Below are 15,206 nucleotides of genomic sequence, written 5' to 3'. Positions count from 1 at the left end.
TCCCGGCGGGACGGAGCGGTTATAGTCAATCGCGGCGGATCACGCTATGCGCGGACGCGGACATAGGAGCCCGGCGCATCCTCGAGCGGTGGATAGGCCTCGCTGCCGACGCCGCGCGCGGGAACCTCTTCCGGATCGAGCTGACTCAGCCATTCGCGCCAGTCCGGCCACCAGGAGCCCTTGTGCTCCTGCGCGCCCTTGATCCAGTCCTTCAGCGAGATGTCGTGGATCTGGTCGTTGGTCCAGTACTGATACTTGCCGGAGGAGGGCGGGTTGACGACGCCGGCGATGTGGCCGGAGCCCGACAGCACGTACTTCACCGGCCCGCCGAAGAATTGCGAGCCGTACAGCACGGAGTCGGCCGGCGCGATGTGGTCCTCGCGGGTGGCGAGGTTGTAGACCGGCACCTTCACCTTGGAGAGATCCAGCAGCGTATTGTCGAGCACCATGGTGCCCGAGGTCAGCCGGTTCTCGAGGTAGCAGTTGCGCAGATAGTAGGAATGGTTGGCCGCCGACATCCGCGTGGCGTCAGAATTCCAGTGCAGCAGGTCGAACGCCTGCGGCGCCTGGCCTTTCAGGTAATTGTTGACGACATAGGACCAGATCAGGTCGTTCGAACGCAGCATGTTGAAGGCCATCGCCATCTTGCTGCCCTCGAGCACGCCCGACGCCTGCATGTCGCGCTCCAGCGCCGAGATCTGGGTCTCGTCGACGAACACCAGCAGATCGCCGGCATGGGTGAAGTCGACCTGTGCGGCAAGGAACGTCGCCGAGGTCACGCGCTGGCGGCGCTTGTCGGCGAGCCAGGCGAGCGTGGTCGCGAGCATGGTGCCGCCGACACAGTAGCCGAGCGTGTGCACCTTCATCTCGCCCGTCACCTTCTCGATGACGTCCATCGCGGTGAGCGGGCCTTCCTTCATGTAGTCATCCCAGGTCTTGGTCCCAAGCTTTTTGTCGGGATTGACCCAGGAGATCACGAACACCGTGAGGCCCTGATCGACGCACCATTTGATGAAGGATTTCTCGGGGCGCAGATCGAGGATGTAGAACTTGTTGATCCAGGGCGGCACGATCAGCAGCGGCGTGCGCAGCACGTTCTCCGTCGTCGGCGCGTACTGGATCAACTGCATCATCTCGTTCTGGAAGATCACCTTGCCCGGCGTCGTCGCCATGTTGACGCCGACCTCGAGATTGCCCGGGTCGGACTGGCGGATCTTCAGCGAGCCCTTGCCCGCCTCGATGTCCTCCGCGAGCATCTGCATGCCGCGCACCAGATTGTCGCCGCTCGACGCCACCGTCTGCCGCAGCACCTCCGGATTGGTCAGGACGAAATTCGAGGGCGCCAGCGCATTGATGATCTGGTTGACGTAGAACTCGGCCTTCTTGCGCGTGTGCGGATCGAGGCCTTCGGCATTGTGGACCAGGTCCTGGGCCCACTGCGTCGTCAGCAGATAGGCCTGCATCACGAAATCGAAGAACTGGTTCGACTTCCATTCCGGATCGGCGAAGCGCTTGTCGCGCGGGGAGGGCGAAATGGCCGGGGGTGCGTCTTCGCCGGCGAGACGGCGCGAGGCCGAGCCCCACAAATCGAGATAGCCCTTGGCGATCTTGGTCTGGATGTCGCTGGCGCGCTCCTTGTCCGACAGCCAGTAGTCGGCGACGGCGGTGAAGGATTTGACGACCTCGGTCAATTCGGTCGGTGGCCGGTCCTGAACTTCGCCTGTCTCGCGCGGCTTCAGATAGGCCGAGAGCGCCTTGCCGCTGCTTTCCATGGCTTTCGCGATGTTCATCGCGAACGCTTCCGCATCGAATGTTTTTTCTGGATTGCTGCTGTTCTGAACGTCGGTCATGGCTCAATCACACTATCGCGTCGGGACCGTCTCGTCACCGCGCGAGATCAATAATCCGCGAGTTTGCGACAAATTCGATTTCTGATTGTTGCGTTGCGAAAAAATCTCTCGTTTCCGACATGTTGATCACGTAGCTGGATGAAATTCCTGTTCAAGCCGGTAACGTTTCGAGTGACAATTGGTTGTACTGCGGCAAAATGCGCCGCGCCGCGGTCGGACTGGGGACCGTTGACTGGAAGTTGGGGACCGAGGGACGTGCGCGTGGGGACGCAGGGGCGAGGCTGGAGGTCGGGACGGCGCGCCCTTGTTGCGGGGCTCGTTGTGTCCGGCGCGCTCGCGCTTGCCGGGTGCTCCAGTCCAATCGCGGACATGCCGTCGCTCGACGCGGATGCGGTCGCCCGACCCAAGGAGCCGGGCGGGTATCTGCCCGTCAACGACGTGCCGCGCGACCGCGATGCGCCGATCATTTCGCCGCAGGAGCGCGCCAAGATCGAAAAGGAGCTGCTCGCGGCGCGTGACCGCCAGGCTTCGGCGGGCACCACCACCAGGCCCAAATGATCGGCCAGGTGACCAAGGGCTGGGAGATCGGCCGCTCTGAGCGGCGTAATTGTCTGGCGTGGCGCGGCGGCCATGATAAAACACCGCCATCAACACCTCCGCGTGTCGTTGCCAGCCAAGCCGCGAGCCCGTGCTAAACTCCTGATCCAGCACCGGTTTCAATGCATGGCCCGCGTCGCCGCAGCGCCAGCTCTGCTGGCGAATCCGCCCCCGGTTGCCGGAGCCGAGAGACCCATGGAAGATTTCTATCGCATCCGCCGTCTGCCGCCTTACGTGTTCGAGCAGGTCAACCGGGCCAAGGCGGCCGCGCGGAACGCCGGGGCCGACATCATCGATCTCGGCATGGGCAATCCGGATCTGCCGGCGCCGCCGCACGTGCTGGAGAAGCTCAAGGAGACCCTGGGCAAGCCGCGCACCGACCGCTATTCGGCCTCGCGCGGCATCGTCGGACTGCGCCGGGCGCAGGCCGCCTATTACGATCGCCGTTTCGGGGTGAAGCTCAATCCCGACACCCAGATCGTGGCGACGCTCGGCTCCAAGGAAGGCTTTGCCAACGTGGCGCAGGCGATCACCGCGCCGGGCGACGTCATTCTCTGTCCCAATCCGAGCTATCCGATCCACGCCTTTGGCTTCCTGATGGCGGGCGGCGTGATCCGCTCGGTGCCGTCGGAACCGACGCCGCAGTTCTTCGAGGCGGCCGAGCGTGCGATCATTCACTCGATTCCGAAGCCGCTCGCGCTGATCGTCTGCTATCCGAGCAACCCGACTGCCTATGTCGCGAGCCTCGACTTCTATCGCGACCTCGTCGCATTCGCGAAGAAGCACGAGATCCTGATCCTGTCGGATCTCGCTTATGCCGAGGTGTATTTCGACGACAAGAACCCGCCGCCGTCGGTGCTGCAGGTGCCTGGCGCGATGGATGTCGCGGTCGAGTTCACCTCGATGTCGAAGACCTATTCGATGGCCGGCTGGCGCATGGGCTTTGCCGTCGGCAACGAGCGCATCATCGCAGCGCTCGCCCGCGTGAAATCGTATCTCGACTACGGCGCGTTCACCCCGGTGCAGGTCGCGGCCACGGCTGCCCTGAACGGTCCCGACGACTGCATCCGCGAGATGCGCGACGTCTATCGCAAGCGCCGCGACACGCTGGTCGAGGCGTTCGGCCGGGCCGGCTGGGAGATCCCGTCGCCTGAGGCCTCGATGTTCGCCTGGGCGCCTTTGCCGGAGAAGTTCAAGAGCCTCGGCAGCATGCAGTTCGCGACGCTCATGGTCGAGAAGTCCGGCGTGGCGGTGTCGCCGGGCGTCGGCTTCGGCGAGCATGGCGAGGGCTATGTCCGCATCGCGATGGTCGAGAACGAGCAGCGCATCCGGCAGGCCGCGCGCGGCGTCCGCCGCTTCCTTGAAAGCGGGATCGAAACGTTGCACAACGTCGTTCCCATCGCCAACCGGCGTTGAACCCTCCCGTATTTTCCTTTCGACAGGTTCTTTGATTCCATGGTCGCACCCCTGAGAGTGGGCATCGCGGGCCTCGGCACCGTGGGTGTCGAGGTCGTTCGTCTCATCGAGCGTCAGGGGCGCGTGCTCACCGAGCGGACGGGACGCCCGGTGAAGGTCGTTGCCGTGACGGCGCGGTCGAAGGCCAAGAAGCGCGGCATCGATCTGTCCGGGATCAAATGGGCCAAGGATCCGATCGCACTGGCTGGTGATCCCGAAATCGACTGCCTGGTCGAGCTGATGGGGGGCGCGGGTGATCCCGCGCTGTCGGCGATCGACACCGCGCTCAAGGCCGGCAAGTCGGTGGTGACCGCCAACAAGGCACTGATTGCGAAGCATGGCCTGAAGCTCGCCAAGGCGGCCGAGAAGCATGGTGGCGCGCTGAACTTCGAAGCGGCCGTCGGTGCCGCCATTCCGGTGATCAAGACCCTGCGCGAGGGGCTTGCCGGCACCGGCATCAACCGCGTCTATGGAATCCTGAATGGCACCTGCAACTACATCCTGACGCGGATGGAGCAGGAGGGGCTGTCGTTCGACGAGTGCCTCAAGGATGCCCAGCGCCTGGGCTATGCCGAGGCTGACCCGTCTTTCGACATCCACGGCCATGACACCGCACAGAAGCTTGCGATTCTCGCGAGCCTCGCCTTCGGCACCCAGGTGGCGCAGAACTCCGTCTATGTCGAAGGCATCTCCTCGATCGCGCCGGAGGACCTGCGCGCGGCCGCCGAGCTCGGCTACCGCGTCAAGCTGCTTGGCGTTGCCGTGCGCACCGCCAAGGGCATCGAGCAGCGGGTGCATCCGACGATGGTGCCGAAATCCTCCTCGATCGCCCAGGTCATGGGCGTGACCAACGCGGTCACGATCGACGGCGACGGTATCCCGCCGATCACGCTGGTCGGTCCGGGAGCAGGGGGCGCCGCCACGGCCTCCGCGGTCGTCGCCGACATCGCCGATGTCGCGCGCGGTATCCGCGCGGCGCCGTTCGGACGGCCGGTCGATAAGCTGCAGGCGACCGAGAAGGCCCCGATGGAGCGGCACGAGGGCGGCTACTACATCCGCCTGATGGCGCGCGACCATGCCGGCACGGCAGCGACCATCGCGACCCGGCTCGCCGAGCAGAAGATCTCGATCGAATCGATCGTGCAGCGGCATCCCAACGGCAGCGAGCCGGCGAAGACCGCCGGCAAGTCCGCGCCGGTCCCGGTGATCCTGATCACCTACGCGACCCACGAGGACGCCGTGCATCGCGCGCTCCAGGCGGTGCAGCGCGACAAGGTCATCAGCGGCAAGCCCCAGGTGATCCGGATCGAGAAGAACTAGCGCATGATGCACAGGGAACCGCTTGTCCCTGCTCAAACAAACGCGTGGCGTTTGGTATAGGTTCATGCTCAAACCGGGAGAGTAGACAGGCGGGGAACGGCCATTCGTGCCGACCGCCTGACCCGGCTGCCGCCCAGGGGGGGCGGCGTGCGAGCGGTAGATTTTGATGGCGGATGTCCGCCGTGACGTCTTGAGGAGTTGACCGATGTCGACGCAGATTTCTGTCCCGCAACAATTGCTGCTCGAGCGCATCCTGACGCTGGAGCTGGTGCGCGTGACCGAACGGGCGGCGGTGTCGGCGGCGCGGCTGCGCGGCCACGGCCAGGAGAAGCCGGCCGACCAGGCCGCCGTGGATGCGATGCGCCGCGAGCTCAACAAGCTGCCGATCGAAGGCACGGTCGTGATCGGCGAGGGTGAGCGCGACGAGGCGCCGATGCTCTATATCGGCGAGAAGGTCGGCCTCAATGCCGGCCCCAGGGTCGACATCGCGGTCGACCCGCTCGAGGGCACCACCCTGTGCGCCAAGAACATGCCCGGCGCGATCGCGACCATGGCGATGGCCGATGGCGGCACGCTCCTCCATGCTCCCGACGTCTACATGCAGAAGATCGCGGTCGGCCCGGGCTACGCCAAGGGCGTGGTCGACATCGACGCGACGCCTGCCGACAACGTCCGCCGGCTCGCCAAGGCCAAGGGCGTCGAGCCGGGCGCGATCACGGTGCTGGTGCTGGACCGCCCGCGCCATGCCGATATCATTCAGGGCGTGCGCTCGACCGGCGCTGCGGTACGCCTGATCACTGACGGCGACGTCGCCGGCGTGATCCACTGCGCCGATCCCGACAACACCGGCGTCGACATGTATCTCGGCACCGGCGGCGCGCCGGAGGGCGTGCTGGCCGCGGTGGCGCTGCGCTGCATCGGCGGCCAGATGCAGTGCCGCCTGATCCTCGACACCGAGGAGAAGCGCGAGCGCGCCCACAAGATGGGCGTCGGTGATCCCAAGATGATCTACGGCATCGAGGACATGGCCCGCGGCGACTGTCTGTTCGCGGCCACCGGCGTCACCACCGGCTCGCTGCTCTCCGGCGTCAAGTTCCGCAAGGACGGCGTCATCGAGACCGAGACCGTCGTGATGCGCTCGGTCACCGGCACGGTGCGCTACATCCGCGCCGAGCACCGCCAGCTGGCGAAATTCCACCTCGACTGATCCAGCACAGTCGTACCGGGGCACGCGGAGCGTGAACCCGGAATCTCGAGACCGTGGCGCGAGATTCCGGGTCTGCGCGCTGTGCGCGCATCCCGGAATGACGAAATTGGAGAGCGGCTCAGCATGTCCGATCTGTCCATGGTCAAGGCGCTGGTGTTCGACGTGTTCGGCACCGTCGTCGACTGGCGCACCAGCCTGATCAACGACTTCACCGCGTGGTCGAAGACCCGCGGCATCCAGGGCGACTGGACCGCGCTGGTCGATGGCTGGCGCGGGCTCTATGTCGGCTCGATGGACGAGGTCCGGAGGCATCCGGAGCGCGGCTACGTCATCCTCGACGTGCTGCACCGGCGCTCGCTGGAGACGCTGGTCGCGCAGCTCGGCATCACCGGCCTCACCGAAGCCGATCTCGATCATCTCACCCGCGGCTGGCACCGGCTGCATCCGTGGCCCGACAGTGTCGCCGGGCTGACCCGGTTGAAGTCCAAATACATCATCGCGCCGCTCTCCAACGGCAATGTCGCGCTGCTCACCAACATGGCGAAGTTTGCGGGTCTGCCCTGGGACCTCGTGCTCTCCGCAGAGCTGTTCGCGCACTACAAGCCCGATCCCGAGACCTATCTCGGTGCCGCACGTCTCCTTGGCCTTTCGCCCGGCGAGGTGATGATGGTCGCCGCGCACAACAATGATCTCGAGGCGGCGCAACGCTACGGCCTCAAGACCGCCTTTGTCGCCCGCCCCACCGAATACGGCCCGCTGCAGAGCCGCGATTTCGAGGCCACCGGCGCCTGGGACATCGTCGCCGATGATTTCGGCGGCATCGCCGACCGGCTGGGCTGCTGATCCTCCTGCCTCACGCACCCGACACGATCACGCCGTACCAGCCGAGACCCTTGTAGGTCTCGTAGCCGGGCGTCGCGTGGAACGCGACCATGCGCCCGGAGATGTCCTGATAGAAGCCGCTGCGTTTGCCATCGAGCTTCAGCGACACCCGCTCGCTGAGAATGCCCTGGCCGTCCGAGGACGCGATGACGCGCAGATTCGAATCCACCAGCAGCACGCGCGCCTTGTCGCTTTCGCTGACGCGGACGCCCTGCACGATCGCGCGCGCCTGAGCCTCCCAGTCGAAATGAATGGCGAGCACGCCGAGTGGCTTGCCATGCGCCTTGCCGTCCTCGCGGACCGAGGCGCAATAGGTTGCGACCTGGGCGTTGCCGAGCAGCGGCTGGCACTCGACGTCGCCGGCGACGTAGTCGTCGCCCGAGCGCAGTCCGCGCGCCTCGCGAAACCATTTGGTGTCGGCGACGCTCTGGCCGACGACGTTGAAGCGGTCGGCGCGGCCGTTGGCGATCACCTTGCCGCTCGGATCGCACAGCCACAGATCGAGATAGACGGTGTAGGCCGACAGAATCACCGCGAGCCGATCGGAGACGTGCGTGACGCGGGCGGCATCGGGCGCGGCCGCGCAGTCGACCACGGCCGAATCGGTCGCCCACCAGCGCACGTCGCAGGTCCGCTCATAGAGATTGCGGTCGATCAGCTCGATCGCATTCAGCGCCAGATCGACCATGCGCTCGCCGCGCGCCCGCTCGGTCATGCGCTCGATCGAGCTCTTCAGATTGCCCGTGCGGGTCGTGAGCTGCCCTTCCAGCTCGCGCGCGATGGTCTCGACGAGCTGGCCGACGGCGCGGACCTCCTGGGCCACCACGGCGAAGCCCGCGCCCTGGGCGCCGACCCGCGAGCTCTCGATCAGCGCGTTCAGCGCCAGCATCTTCATCTGGTTGGTGATCTGCTGGATCGACTTGGTCTTCTCGCAGGCGATCTGATTGACCTCGCCGGTGAGCCGGGCGATCAGCGCCGAGACGTCGGTCTCGTCATCCTTGGGAGTCGTTTGTGCCGGAGCGGCGGAGGGCTGCGTCTTCAACTCGGGCGCGGTCAGCATCGGCAATGAACTCCATGTTGCCGCGCCTCCTGGTCGGCACGAAGAGGGCGGACAAATCGGATGTAATAATTGATTGAAATGTTACGGAGTTCGCCTAACGGCTGTTTAATGCACTCCATTGAACGCAGCTCGAATTTTAGGCAACCAGCCGTATATGGGCGGCATTTCCCTGATTTCCTGTGAGTTCCGCCAAGTTCTGGGACGATTCTGGTGGGTTTCATGGATGGAACCTGCTGAGGCAGGCCAGTTGCTGTAGATTCGACGGCGTCCGTTTCGAATCGCTGCGCTGCAAGCGAGGCCCCGCGCGTCATGGCACCATCCGCCCTTGCACTGCCCCTGAGCGCCCCGCAGGCGTTCCTGGGCGTGCGGCTGTCGCTGACCAACAAATTGTGGCGCGACCGGCTGGATGCGCGCGGCGCGGCGCGCGCGCTTGCGATGGTGCAGCGCTATCAACTGCCGGAGATGCTGGCCCGGGTTCTGGCGGGGCGTGAGGTCGAGCTCGATCAAGTCAACGACTTCCTCGATCCCACCATCCGCAAGCTGATGCCGGATCCGTTCACGGTGACGCAGATGGAGGCGGCGGCCGAGCGCATTGCCGACGCAGCGGTCAAGGGCGAGAAGGTCGCGATCTTCGGCGACTACGATGTCGACGGCGCAACCTCGGCGGCGCTGCTCGCCTGGCATCTGCGCCATTGCGGGCTCGATCCGCTGATCCACATTCCCGACCGCATCTTCGAAGGCTACGGCCCGAACGTCGATGCCATCCGCGCGCTCGCGGCCAAGGGCGCGACGCTGCTCGTCACGGTCGACTGCGGCACCACCAGCCTCGAGCCGCTGGCGGAGGCGCGGCGGCTCGGCATGTCCGTGGTGGTGATCGATCACCATCAATGCGGCGAGGACCTGCCCGAGGTCGACGCGCTGGTGAATCCGAACCGGCCCGACGATCTCTCCGGCCTCGGCTATCTCGCCGCGGTCGGGCTGACGCTGGTCACGCTGGTTGCGGTCAATCGCGAGCTGCGCGGCCGCGGCTTCTGGAGCAGCACGCGCCCGGAGCCGGATCTGCTCAGCATGCTGCATCACGTCGCGCTCGGCACCGTCGCCGACGTCGCGCCGCTGATCGCGCTCAACCGCGCGTTCGTCGCCAAGGGCCTGATCGCGATGCGCCGGCGCGACCATGTCGGGCACACCGCGCTGATGGATGTCGCCCGGCTCAACGGTCCGCCCGAAGCCTGGCATCTCGGCTTCATGCTGGGACCGCGCATCAATGCCGGCGGGCGCATCGGCCGCGCCGATCTCGGCGTGCGGCTGCTGTTGGAAAGCGATATCTCCGAAGCCGCGCGAATCGCCGCCGAGCTCGACCGGCTCAACAGCGAGCGCCGCGTCATCGAGCAGCAGGCCGAAGCGCAGGCCGAAGCGGAGGCGCTGGCCTCGCTCGGGCTGGAGGACAAGGGCGCCGTCATCGTGACCGCGTCCGAAGGCTGGCATCCCGGCGTGGTCGGGCTGGTCGCGTCCAGGCTCAAGGAAAAGTTTGCCCGGCCGGCGTTTGCGATCGCGCTCGAGCCGGGCGGCATCGGCACCGGGTCGGGCCGCTCGATTCCGGGCGTCGATCTCGGCAAGGCCGTCCGCCATGCCGTGGAGCAGGGCATCCTGATGAAGGGCGGCGGGCACGCGATGGCCGCCGGCGTCACCCTGCGCAAGGAGCGGCTGGCCGAATTCCGCGCCTATCTGGAAAGCGCGCTCGCCGCCGACGTGTCCGAGGCCCGGCACGTCAACGAGATCCTGATCGATGGCGCGATCAGCGCGCGCGCCGCGACGCCCGAGTTGGTAGCGACGCTCAATCGCGCCGGTCCGTTCGGCAGCGGCAATCCCGAGCCGATCGTGGCGCTGCCGTCGCATCAACTGGTCTATGCCGACGAAGTCGGGCAGGCGCATCTGAAGCTGCGCTTCAAGTCCGGCGACGGAGCCATGGTGAACGCGATCGCGTTCCGCTCCGTCGGTCAGAAGCTCGGCAACGCGCTGGTTCAGCATCGCGGCCAGATCCTGCACGTCGCCGGCACGCTCACCGTCGACCGCTACCAGGGAGTCGAGCGCGTGCAACTGCGCGTGCTCGATGTCGCCGTGCCGGATCATGGACCGGCGATGATCAGGTAGCAGCCCCAACACCGCTGTCGTCCCAGACAAGCTTCGACGACGCTCGCGTCGGCGAAGCGCCGATCCGGGACCTATACGCAGCAGCAGACGTTGTGAGAACGAGATGCTCACTCCGATCATGCCTCAAACGGCTCCCTGTGGGTATGGGTCCCGGCGCGGAGGCCGGGACGACAGCGGAGTGCGGGGTGGCCGTCGCGTGTCTCATTGCAGGGCAAGTCTTTGTAATCCCGCCGCGCATCTGCGCCCGAGTGATGCAGGATCAAGACCCTCATCAGAGAAGAGAGGGCGCAGGGAATGCCGGGTGAAGGCCTCACCCATGGCCCGCCTGCAAACAAAAAGCAGGCGGCAGTCACCACAGGCAAAGCCGTTTCAACCGGCATTCCCTGCGCGGAGGTCTTAACGCTTATACGCGATCTCCCCGGTGTTCGGCTTGATAGCTGTGGTCTTCCAGGAGGTTGTCCATCCGGTCTGAACCGAGGAAGCTGAGGTTGCGAAGCTTCAGTGTTCCAAGGAGAGACCAGATGGACGTCCACAAGAATGCGCCTATGACACCGAAAGGTCGAGAGGCGATGGTGCGGAGTGTCGTTGAGGGTGGGCTGAGCTATGCTGAAGCTGCTTACCAGTACAATACGACGCCGAAGACCGTAGCCAAATGGGTGAAGCGGTTCCGCGAGGAAGGTGTCGAGGGATTGCTCGATCGCTCCTCCAGACCGCACTCATCGCCAGGCCAAACCACTGCTGCCACATGTACCGCTATCGAGGCTTTGCGCCGTCAGCGCCACACGGGCAAGCAGATTGCGGCTGAGGTTAAGGTGTCGCCGGCCACGGTCAGCCGCGTTCTGCGACGACTGGGGTTGAACCGAATCCGTGATCTGGAGCCGATCGAACCCGTGCGTCGCTATGAGCACGCTGCGCCGGGCGAGATGATCCATATCGATATCAAAAAGCTCGGCCGTTTCGCGCAAAGCGGCCATCGCGTCACCGGCAATCGGAACGGCTATAGTCATTGTCGCGGACTTGGCTGGGAGTACATGCATGTCTGCATCGATGACCACTCCCGTGTCGCCTTTTCACAGCTCAAGCCTGATCAGACCGCCGAGAGTGCTGTTGCGTTTCTCAAGGCCGCTGTCGCTCACTACAAGAGCTTGGGCGTTACCGTCACCCGCGTCATGACCGACAACGGTGGCTGCTATATCGGCTTCGATTTCGATAAGGCCTGCCGCGATATTGGTCTCAAGCATATCCGCACCAAGCCCTACACGCCCAGAACCAATGGCAAGGCTGAGCGCTTTATCCAGACAGCGCTCCGGGAGTGGGCCTATGCACACACCTATCCCACTTCCGATCAGCGCGCCGCGCAACTGCCCATCTGGCTGCACCAGTATAATTGGCACCGGCCTCACGGCGGCATAAACTCCCAGCCGCCTATCAGCAGACTCGGTTTAACCGAGGACAACCTCCTGAGGCTCCACAGATAGCCACCGTCGTCTCCGGGATCATCATCACCCAAAGACTTGGCGCCAGCATCGGGGCGCCAGGACCACGCGATTTCACGTCCGCAACCTGCCGTTCGTCCGCGTACATCGAGCACGCTGCGACACGATCGCGGCCACCGCATCCCATCCTCCACGTTCGTGACGATCGCGAAGCGCCCCTCTCATGAGGACGGGACCGTCATATAATTTCCGATTTTCGTAAGAAAAGCAAGCGAAATCTTGCGCCTCCCAAAGCGGTTTCGGTCATCCGACTGACATCGCTGCGAGACATGACGTTCGCTTGCTGTGGCGTTGAGGAGCACGCGGCGACGGGACGTCGGTGTTGCAACCTGCCGCTCGTTCTTGCCAATTTGCCATCTTGGCGCACTGAGTCATCTTCGCGACGAGGGCGGCTGTCCGACAATGTGGGTGTTCGATGCAATATCTGTCTGGTGTCTTCGTGGTGCTGTTGCTGTGCTTGCCGTGGGCGCATGCCGAACCGGGCCTGCACTGGCAGACAGCAAACCCCAGCGAAAAGCCTTGGACCGCGGCGATTTCGCAGGAGGTTCAGCAGTTCGCCGACGCGCAGAAGCCGACGGCGATCATGGTGGTCAGAGACGACGAGATCATTGCGTCGTCGGGTGACATCGGCGCCAAGGTCAATATCCGGTCCGAGCGCAAAAGCCTCATCAGCGCCCTGTACGGCTTGGCGGTCGAGGAGGGCCGGATCAACCTCGACAGCACCCTTGCCGAACTTGCGATCGACGATCGTCCCGACGCCCTGTCGCCGACCGAGAAGACCGCGACGGTTCGCCAATTGTTGATGGCTCGTTCCGGCGTCTATCATCTCGCGGCCTACGAGACGCCGCGGATGAGGGACCTCCGGCCTGCCCGCGGAAGCCATCCGCCTGGCAGCTTCTGGTACTACAACAATTGGGATTTCAATGCGCTCGGCACGATCTATCGGCAATCCCTGGGCGACGTGTTCAAAAGCTTCGAGACCCGGATCGCGCGGCCGCTCGGCATGGAGGATTTTTCGACGAAGGATGGTCACTACCAGAAGGAGGACTCGTCCTCTCATCCCGCCTACGTGTTTCACATGAGCGCACGCGACCTCGCGCGGTTCGGCGTGCTTTATCTCAACGGCGGACGCTGGAACGGGACCCAGCTGATCCCGGCTCATTGGGTGACAGAATCGACGACGCGGCTGTCGGATACCGAGCAGCCTGAACGCGGCTATGGCTATCTCTGGTGGACGTACACGAAGGGCAGTCCGGGCGTCAGCGCCTTCTTGGCCAATGGCTATGGTGGGCAATTGGTCGTCGTCGTTCCGTCGAAGCGCCTGGTGCTGGTCGAGCTGGTCGATCTCGCCGTCAACCCGCATGGCGTCCGAACCCAGCGCGTCCTCGATCTCGTGAGCAGGATCAGCGCGTCGGTGCCGTGAGGAGCATGCGATGGCGATCGCGCTCGATCTGAGATCGGATCACGTCTCAGCAGGTGAGATCGAGCGTCCGTGGGATCGGGTCGCAGCGCGCGACACAGGGCTCCTCGACAACCGCGACAGCTCAGCGCCAGGACGGCTTCGGCAGATGATCGGGACTGAATTTCGGCGTCGGCCGGGGCGTTTGCGGAGGTGCGGCGTCGTCGGACGCCGAGAACAGCAGCAGCGCCTCGAACGGCACGTCGGGAGCTTCCGCGGCATAGCCGGAGCACGTGACGGGCGTGCCTCTGCAGCACCCTTCGAGGCTGAGCGTCAGCTCGTCGGGGCCGAACAGCGACGGCTGTCCCGGCGCGTGACGCTTCGTCTTGATGATGGCGGTAAACCGATCGCCATGCGTCTCGTAGCTGCCGGCATAGCTCAGCACGGTATCGCCGCCGCAGACCTTGCCGCCCACCAGCTCGACGATGCCGGTTCCCTGGCCTTTGGGGGTCCTGAACCAGGCCGAATAGGTGCCTTCCTTCATCATCTGCCGCAGATCCCATCGTTGGGTCGTCCGCATCGTTGTGCGAGGCAAATTAAGAGAAGGTGAAAACAACCGTCAGAACAGGCCTGGAACCCAAATTTGTTCGTGTACGAACGGAGGGAGCGTCAGCGGCCGGTCTCCGCACACCCAGCCAGCCGTGCCGCGACTCGCGGAGTGCCTGGTTGCGCATCCCGTGGTCTTGCCATTCGTCTCAAGAAAATCATTCGGCTGGATGTCGGCCCGCGTATAAGGGCGCGTATAAGGGAATGAGAACTGGGCCAACTTTGAGGACTATCCGATGCCGTCCGAACCTCGCTCGCCGCGTCTTGCCGTTCTGATCGATGCCGACAATGCCTCGGCCAAGATCGTGGACGGGCTGTTCGAGGAGATCGCCAAGATCGGCGAGGCGAGCGTGCGCCGGATCTATGGCGACTTCTCCAGCCCGCGCTCCAGGCCCTGGGCCGACACGCTCGCCAGACACGCCATCGTGCCACAGCAGCAGTTCGCCTACACCACGGGAAAGAACGCCTCCGACATCACGCTGGTGATCGACGCGATGGACCTGCTGCACAGCGGACGGTTCGACGGCTTCTGCCTGGTGTCCTCGGACAGCGACTTCACCCGGCTCGCGGCGCGCATCCGCGAGCAGGGCATCGACGTGTTCGGCTTCGGCGAGCAGAAGACGCCGGAGAGCTTTCGGCAGGCCTGCCGCCGGTTCATCTACACCGAGAATTTGCGCAGCGACGCCGCGACCAGCAAGGACGCCGATACGGCTGCGGCACCCAAGTCTCTTTTGCCCATCACCGCGGCGACGCCGATGATCAAGAACGTCATCACGCAGATGGAAAGCGAGGACGGCTGGGTCGCGCTCGGCGAGGTCGGCAAGCAGCTCTCCAACCTGGTCTCCGACTTCGATCCGCGCACCTATGGCTGCCGCAAGCTGAGCGATCTCGTCCGCAAGACCGGCGCGTTCGAGATCGAGGAGCAGCCGAAAGGCGGCTCGGTGCGCATCCGCGTCAGGGCGTCGAGCGCGTCGCAGCCCAAGGCGAAGGCGCCGAGGGGACACCGCGAGGCGGCGGCCAAGGCGTGACGCAAGCTGAGCGTCGCCGTTGCTCGCAACATGACGGACACGTAGGATGGGCAAAGCAGCCGCCGAAGGCGGCAGCGTGCCCATCGTCGGGCGGCGTGCTCAGCGTGAGGTGGTGGGCACGGCGCCACTACCAGCTCTCAGGTGGCGAGAGCACG

At 64.9% G+C, this 15,206-nt stretch carries 12 protein-coding genes; 9 read left to right on the top strand and 3 right to left on the bottom strand.

What is annotated here, in order from left to right:
- Nucleotides 1-44: 44 nt before the first annotated feature.
- Nucleotides 45-1,850, bottom strand: a complete 1,806-nt coding sequence (locus tag QW868_RS14355) for a class I poly(R)-hydroxyalkanoic acid synthase (RefSeq protein WP_315798553.1) — start codon at nucleotides 1,848-1,850, stop codon at nucleotides 45-47.
- Between the two features lie 369 nt (nucleotides 1,851-2,219).
- Between QW868_RS14355 and QW868_RS33560 the strand changes: the two genes are divergently transcribed.
- The 5 genes from QW868_RS33560 to QW868_RS14330 all read left to right on the top strand — a co-directional run bounded on the left by QW868_RS33560 (nucleotide 2,220) and on the right by QW868_RS14330 (nucleotide 7,272).
- Entirely contained in the window at nucleotides 2,220-2,408 is a 189-nt protein-coding gene (locus tag QW868_RS33560) for a hypothetical protein (protein ID WP_409997747.1), read from the top strand.
- Between the two features lie 234 nt (nucleotides 2,409-2,642).
- Nucleotides 2,643-3,863 (top strand): LL-diaminopimelate aminotransferase, encoded by a 1,221-nt coding sequence (locus QW868_RS14345; RefSeq protein ID WP_315737828.1) that lies wholly within the window; start codon nucleotides 2,643-2,645, stop codon nucleotides 3,861-3,863.
- Nucleotides 3,864-3,902: 39 nt separating this feature from the next.
- Entirely contained in the window at nucleotides 3,903-5,222 is a 1,320-nt protein-coding gene (locus QW868_RS14340; protein ID WP_315737829.1) for a homoserine dehydrogenase, read from the top strand.
- Nucleotides 5,223-5,427: 205 nt separating this feature from the next.
- Nucleotides 5,428-6,429: a class II fructose-bisphosphatase gene (gene glpX / locus QW868_RS14335; RefSeq protein WP_315737830.1), complete on the top strand. Its 1,002-nt coding sequence runs from the start codon at nucleotides 5,428-5,430 to the stop codon at nucleotides 6,427-6,429.
- A 123-nt stretch (nucleotides 6,430-6,552) separates the two neighbouring features.
- Nucleotides 6,553-7,272, top strand: a complete 720-nt coding sequence (locus QW868_RS14330; protein ID WP_315737831.1) for a haloacid dehalogenase type II — start codon at nucleotides 6,553-6,555, stop codon at nucleotides 7,270-7,272.
- Between the two features lie 10 nt (nucleotides 7,273-7,282).
- Here QW868_RS14330 and QW868_RS14325 read toward each other — a convergent pair whose 3' ends face one another.
- The gene (locus QW868_RS14325) at nucleotides 7,283-8,371 is read right to left on the bottom strand and encodes a methyl-accepting chemotaxis protein (RefSeq protein ID WP_316230797.1); all 1,089 of its coding nucleotides are present in this window, start codon (nucleotides 8,369-8,371) and stop codon (nucleotides 7,283-7,285) included.
- 309 nt (nucleotides 8,372-8,680) lie between these two features.
- Between QW868_RS14325 and recJ the strand changes: the two genes are divergently transcribed.
- The 3 genes from recJ to QW868_RS14310 all read left to right on the top strand — a co-directional run bounded on the left by recJ (nucleotide 8,681) and on the right by QW868_RS14310 (nucleotide 13,441).
- On the top strand, nucleotides 8,681-10,522 hold the full coding sequence (gene recJ, locus QW868_RS14320) for a single-stranded-DNA-specific exonuclease RecJ (RefSeq protein ID WP_316230796.1): 1,842 nt from the start codon (nucleotides 8,681-8,683) through the stop codon (nucleotides 10,520-10,522).
- 521 nt (nucleotides 10,523-11,043) lie between these two features.
- Nucleotides 11,044-12,000 carry an IS481 family transposase gene (locus tag QW868_RS14315; protein WP_316230795.1) on the top strand — a complete coding sequence of 319 codons (957 nt, stop codon included), beginning with the start codon at nucleotides 11,044-11,046 and terminating at the stop codon, nucleotides 11,998-12,000.
- A gap of 433 nt (nucleotides 12,001-12,433) precedes the next feature.
- Entirely contained in the window at nucleotides 12,434-13,441 is a 1,008-nt protein-coding gene (locus QW868_RS14310) for a serine hydrolase (RefSeq protein WP_316159839.1), read from the top strand.
- A gap of 121 nt (nucleotides 13,442-13,562) precedes the next feature.
- Here the strand turns inward: QW868_RS14310 and QW868_RS14305 are convergent, their stop codons facing one another.
- Nucleotides 13,563-13,964 carry a hypothetical protein gene (locus QW868_RS14305; RefSeq protein WP_315737835.1) on the bottom strand — a complete coding sequence of 134 codons (402 nt, stop codon included), beginning with the start codon at nucleotides 13,962-13,964 and terminating at the stop codon, nucleotides 13,563-13,565.
- A 295-nt stretch (nucleotides 13,965-14,259) separates the two neighbouring features.
- Here QW868_RS14305 and QW868_RS14300 point away from each other — a divergent pair, with 295 nt between their 5' ends.
- Complete coding sequence (locus tag QW868_RS14300) at nucleotides 14,260-15,051, top strand: NYN domain-containing protein (RefSeq protein ID WP_315737836.1); 792 nt, start codon at nucleotides 14,260-14,262, stop codon at nucleotides 15,049-15,051.
- Nucleotides 15,052-15,206 lie beyond the last annotated feature (155 nt).

Source organism: Bradyrhizobium sp. SZCCHNR1051 (genome assembly GCF_032489615.1).
Lineage (GTDB): Bacteria > Pseudomonadota > Alphaproteobacteria > Rhizobiales > Xanthobacteraceae > Bradyrhizobium.
This window is presented reverse-complemented; position numbering and strand designations above follow the sequence as displayed.

Bases quoted from the DNA above. Each gene is read 5' to 3' on its own strand.
- QW868_RS14355 (WP_315798553.1), bottom strand. From the start codon at position 1,850: ATGACCGACGTTCAGAACAGCAGCAATCCAGAAAAAACATTCGATGCG.
- QW868_RS33560 (WP_409997747.1), top strand. From the start codon at position 2,220: ATGCCGTCGCTCGACGCGGATGCGGTCGCCCGACCCAAGGAGCCGGGC.
- QW868_RS14345 (WP_315737828.1), top strand. From the start codon at position 2,643: ATGGAAGATTTCTATCGCATCCGCCGTCTGCCGCCTTACGTGTTCGAG.
- QW868_RS14340 (WP_315737829.1), top strand. From the start codon at position 3,903: ATGGTCGCACCCCTGAGAGTGGGCATCGCGGGCCTCGGCACCGTGGGT.
- glpX (WP_315737830.1), top strand. From the start codon at position 5,428: ATGTCGACGCAGATTTCTGTCCCGCAACAATTGCTGCTCGAGCGCATC.
- QW868_RS14330 (WP_315737831.1), top strand. From the start codon at position 6,553: ATGTCCGATCTGTCCATGGTCAAGGCGCTGGTGTTCGACGTGTTCGGC.
- QW868_RS14325 (WP_316230797.1), bottom strand. From the start codon at position 8,371: ATGCTGACCGCGCCCGAGTTGAAGACGCAGCCCTCCGCCGCTCCGGCA.
- recJ (WP_316230796.1), top strand. From the start codon at position 8,681: ATGGCACCATCCGCCCTTGCACTGCCCCTGAGCGCCCCGCAGGCGTTC.
- QW868_RS14315 (WP_316230795.1), top strand. From the start codon at position 11,044: ATGGACGTCCACAAGAATGCGCCTATGACACCGAAAGGTCGAGAGGCG.
- QW868_RS14310 (WP_316159839.1), top strand. From the start codon at position 12,434: ATGCAATATCTGTCTGGTGTCTTCGTGGTGCTGTTGCTGTGCTTGCCG.
- QW868_RS14305 (WP_315737835.1), bottom strand. From the start codon at position 13,964: ATGATGAAGGAAGGCACCTATTCGGCCTGGTTCAGGACCCCCAAAGGC.
- QW868_RS14300 (WP_315737836.1), top strand. From the start codon at position 14,260: ATGCCGTCCGAACCTCGCTCGCCGCGTCTTGCCGTTCTGATCGATGCC.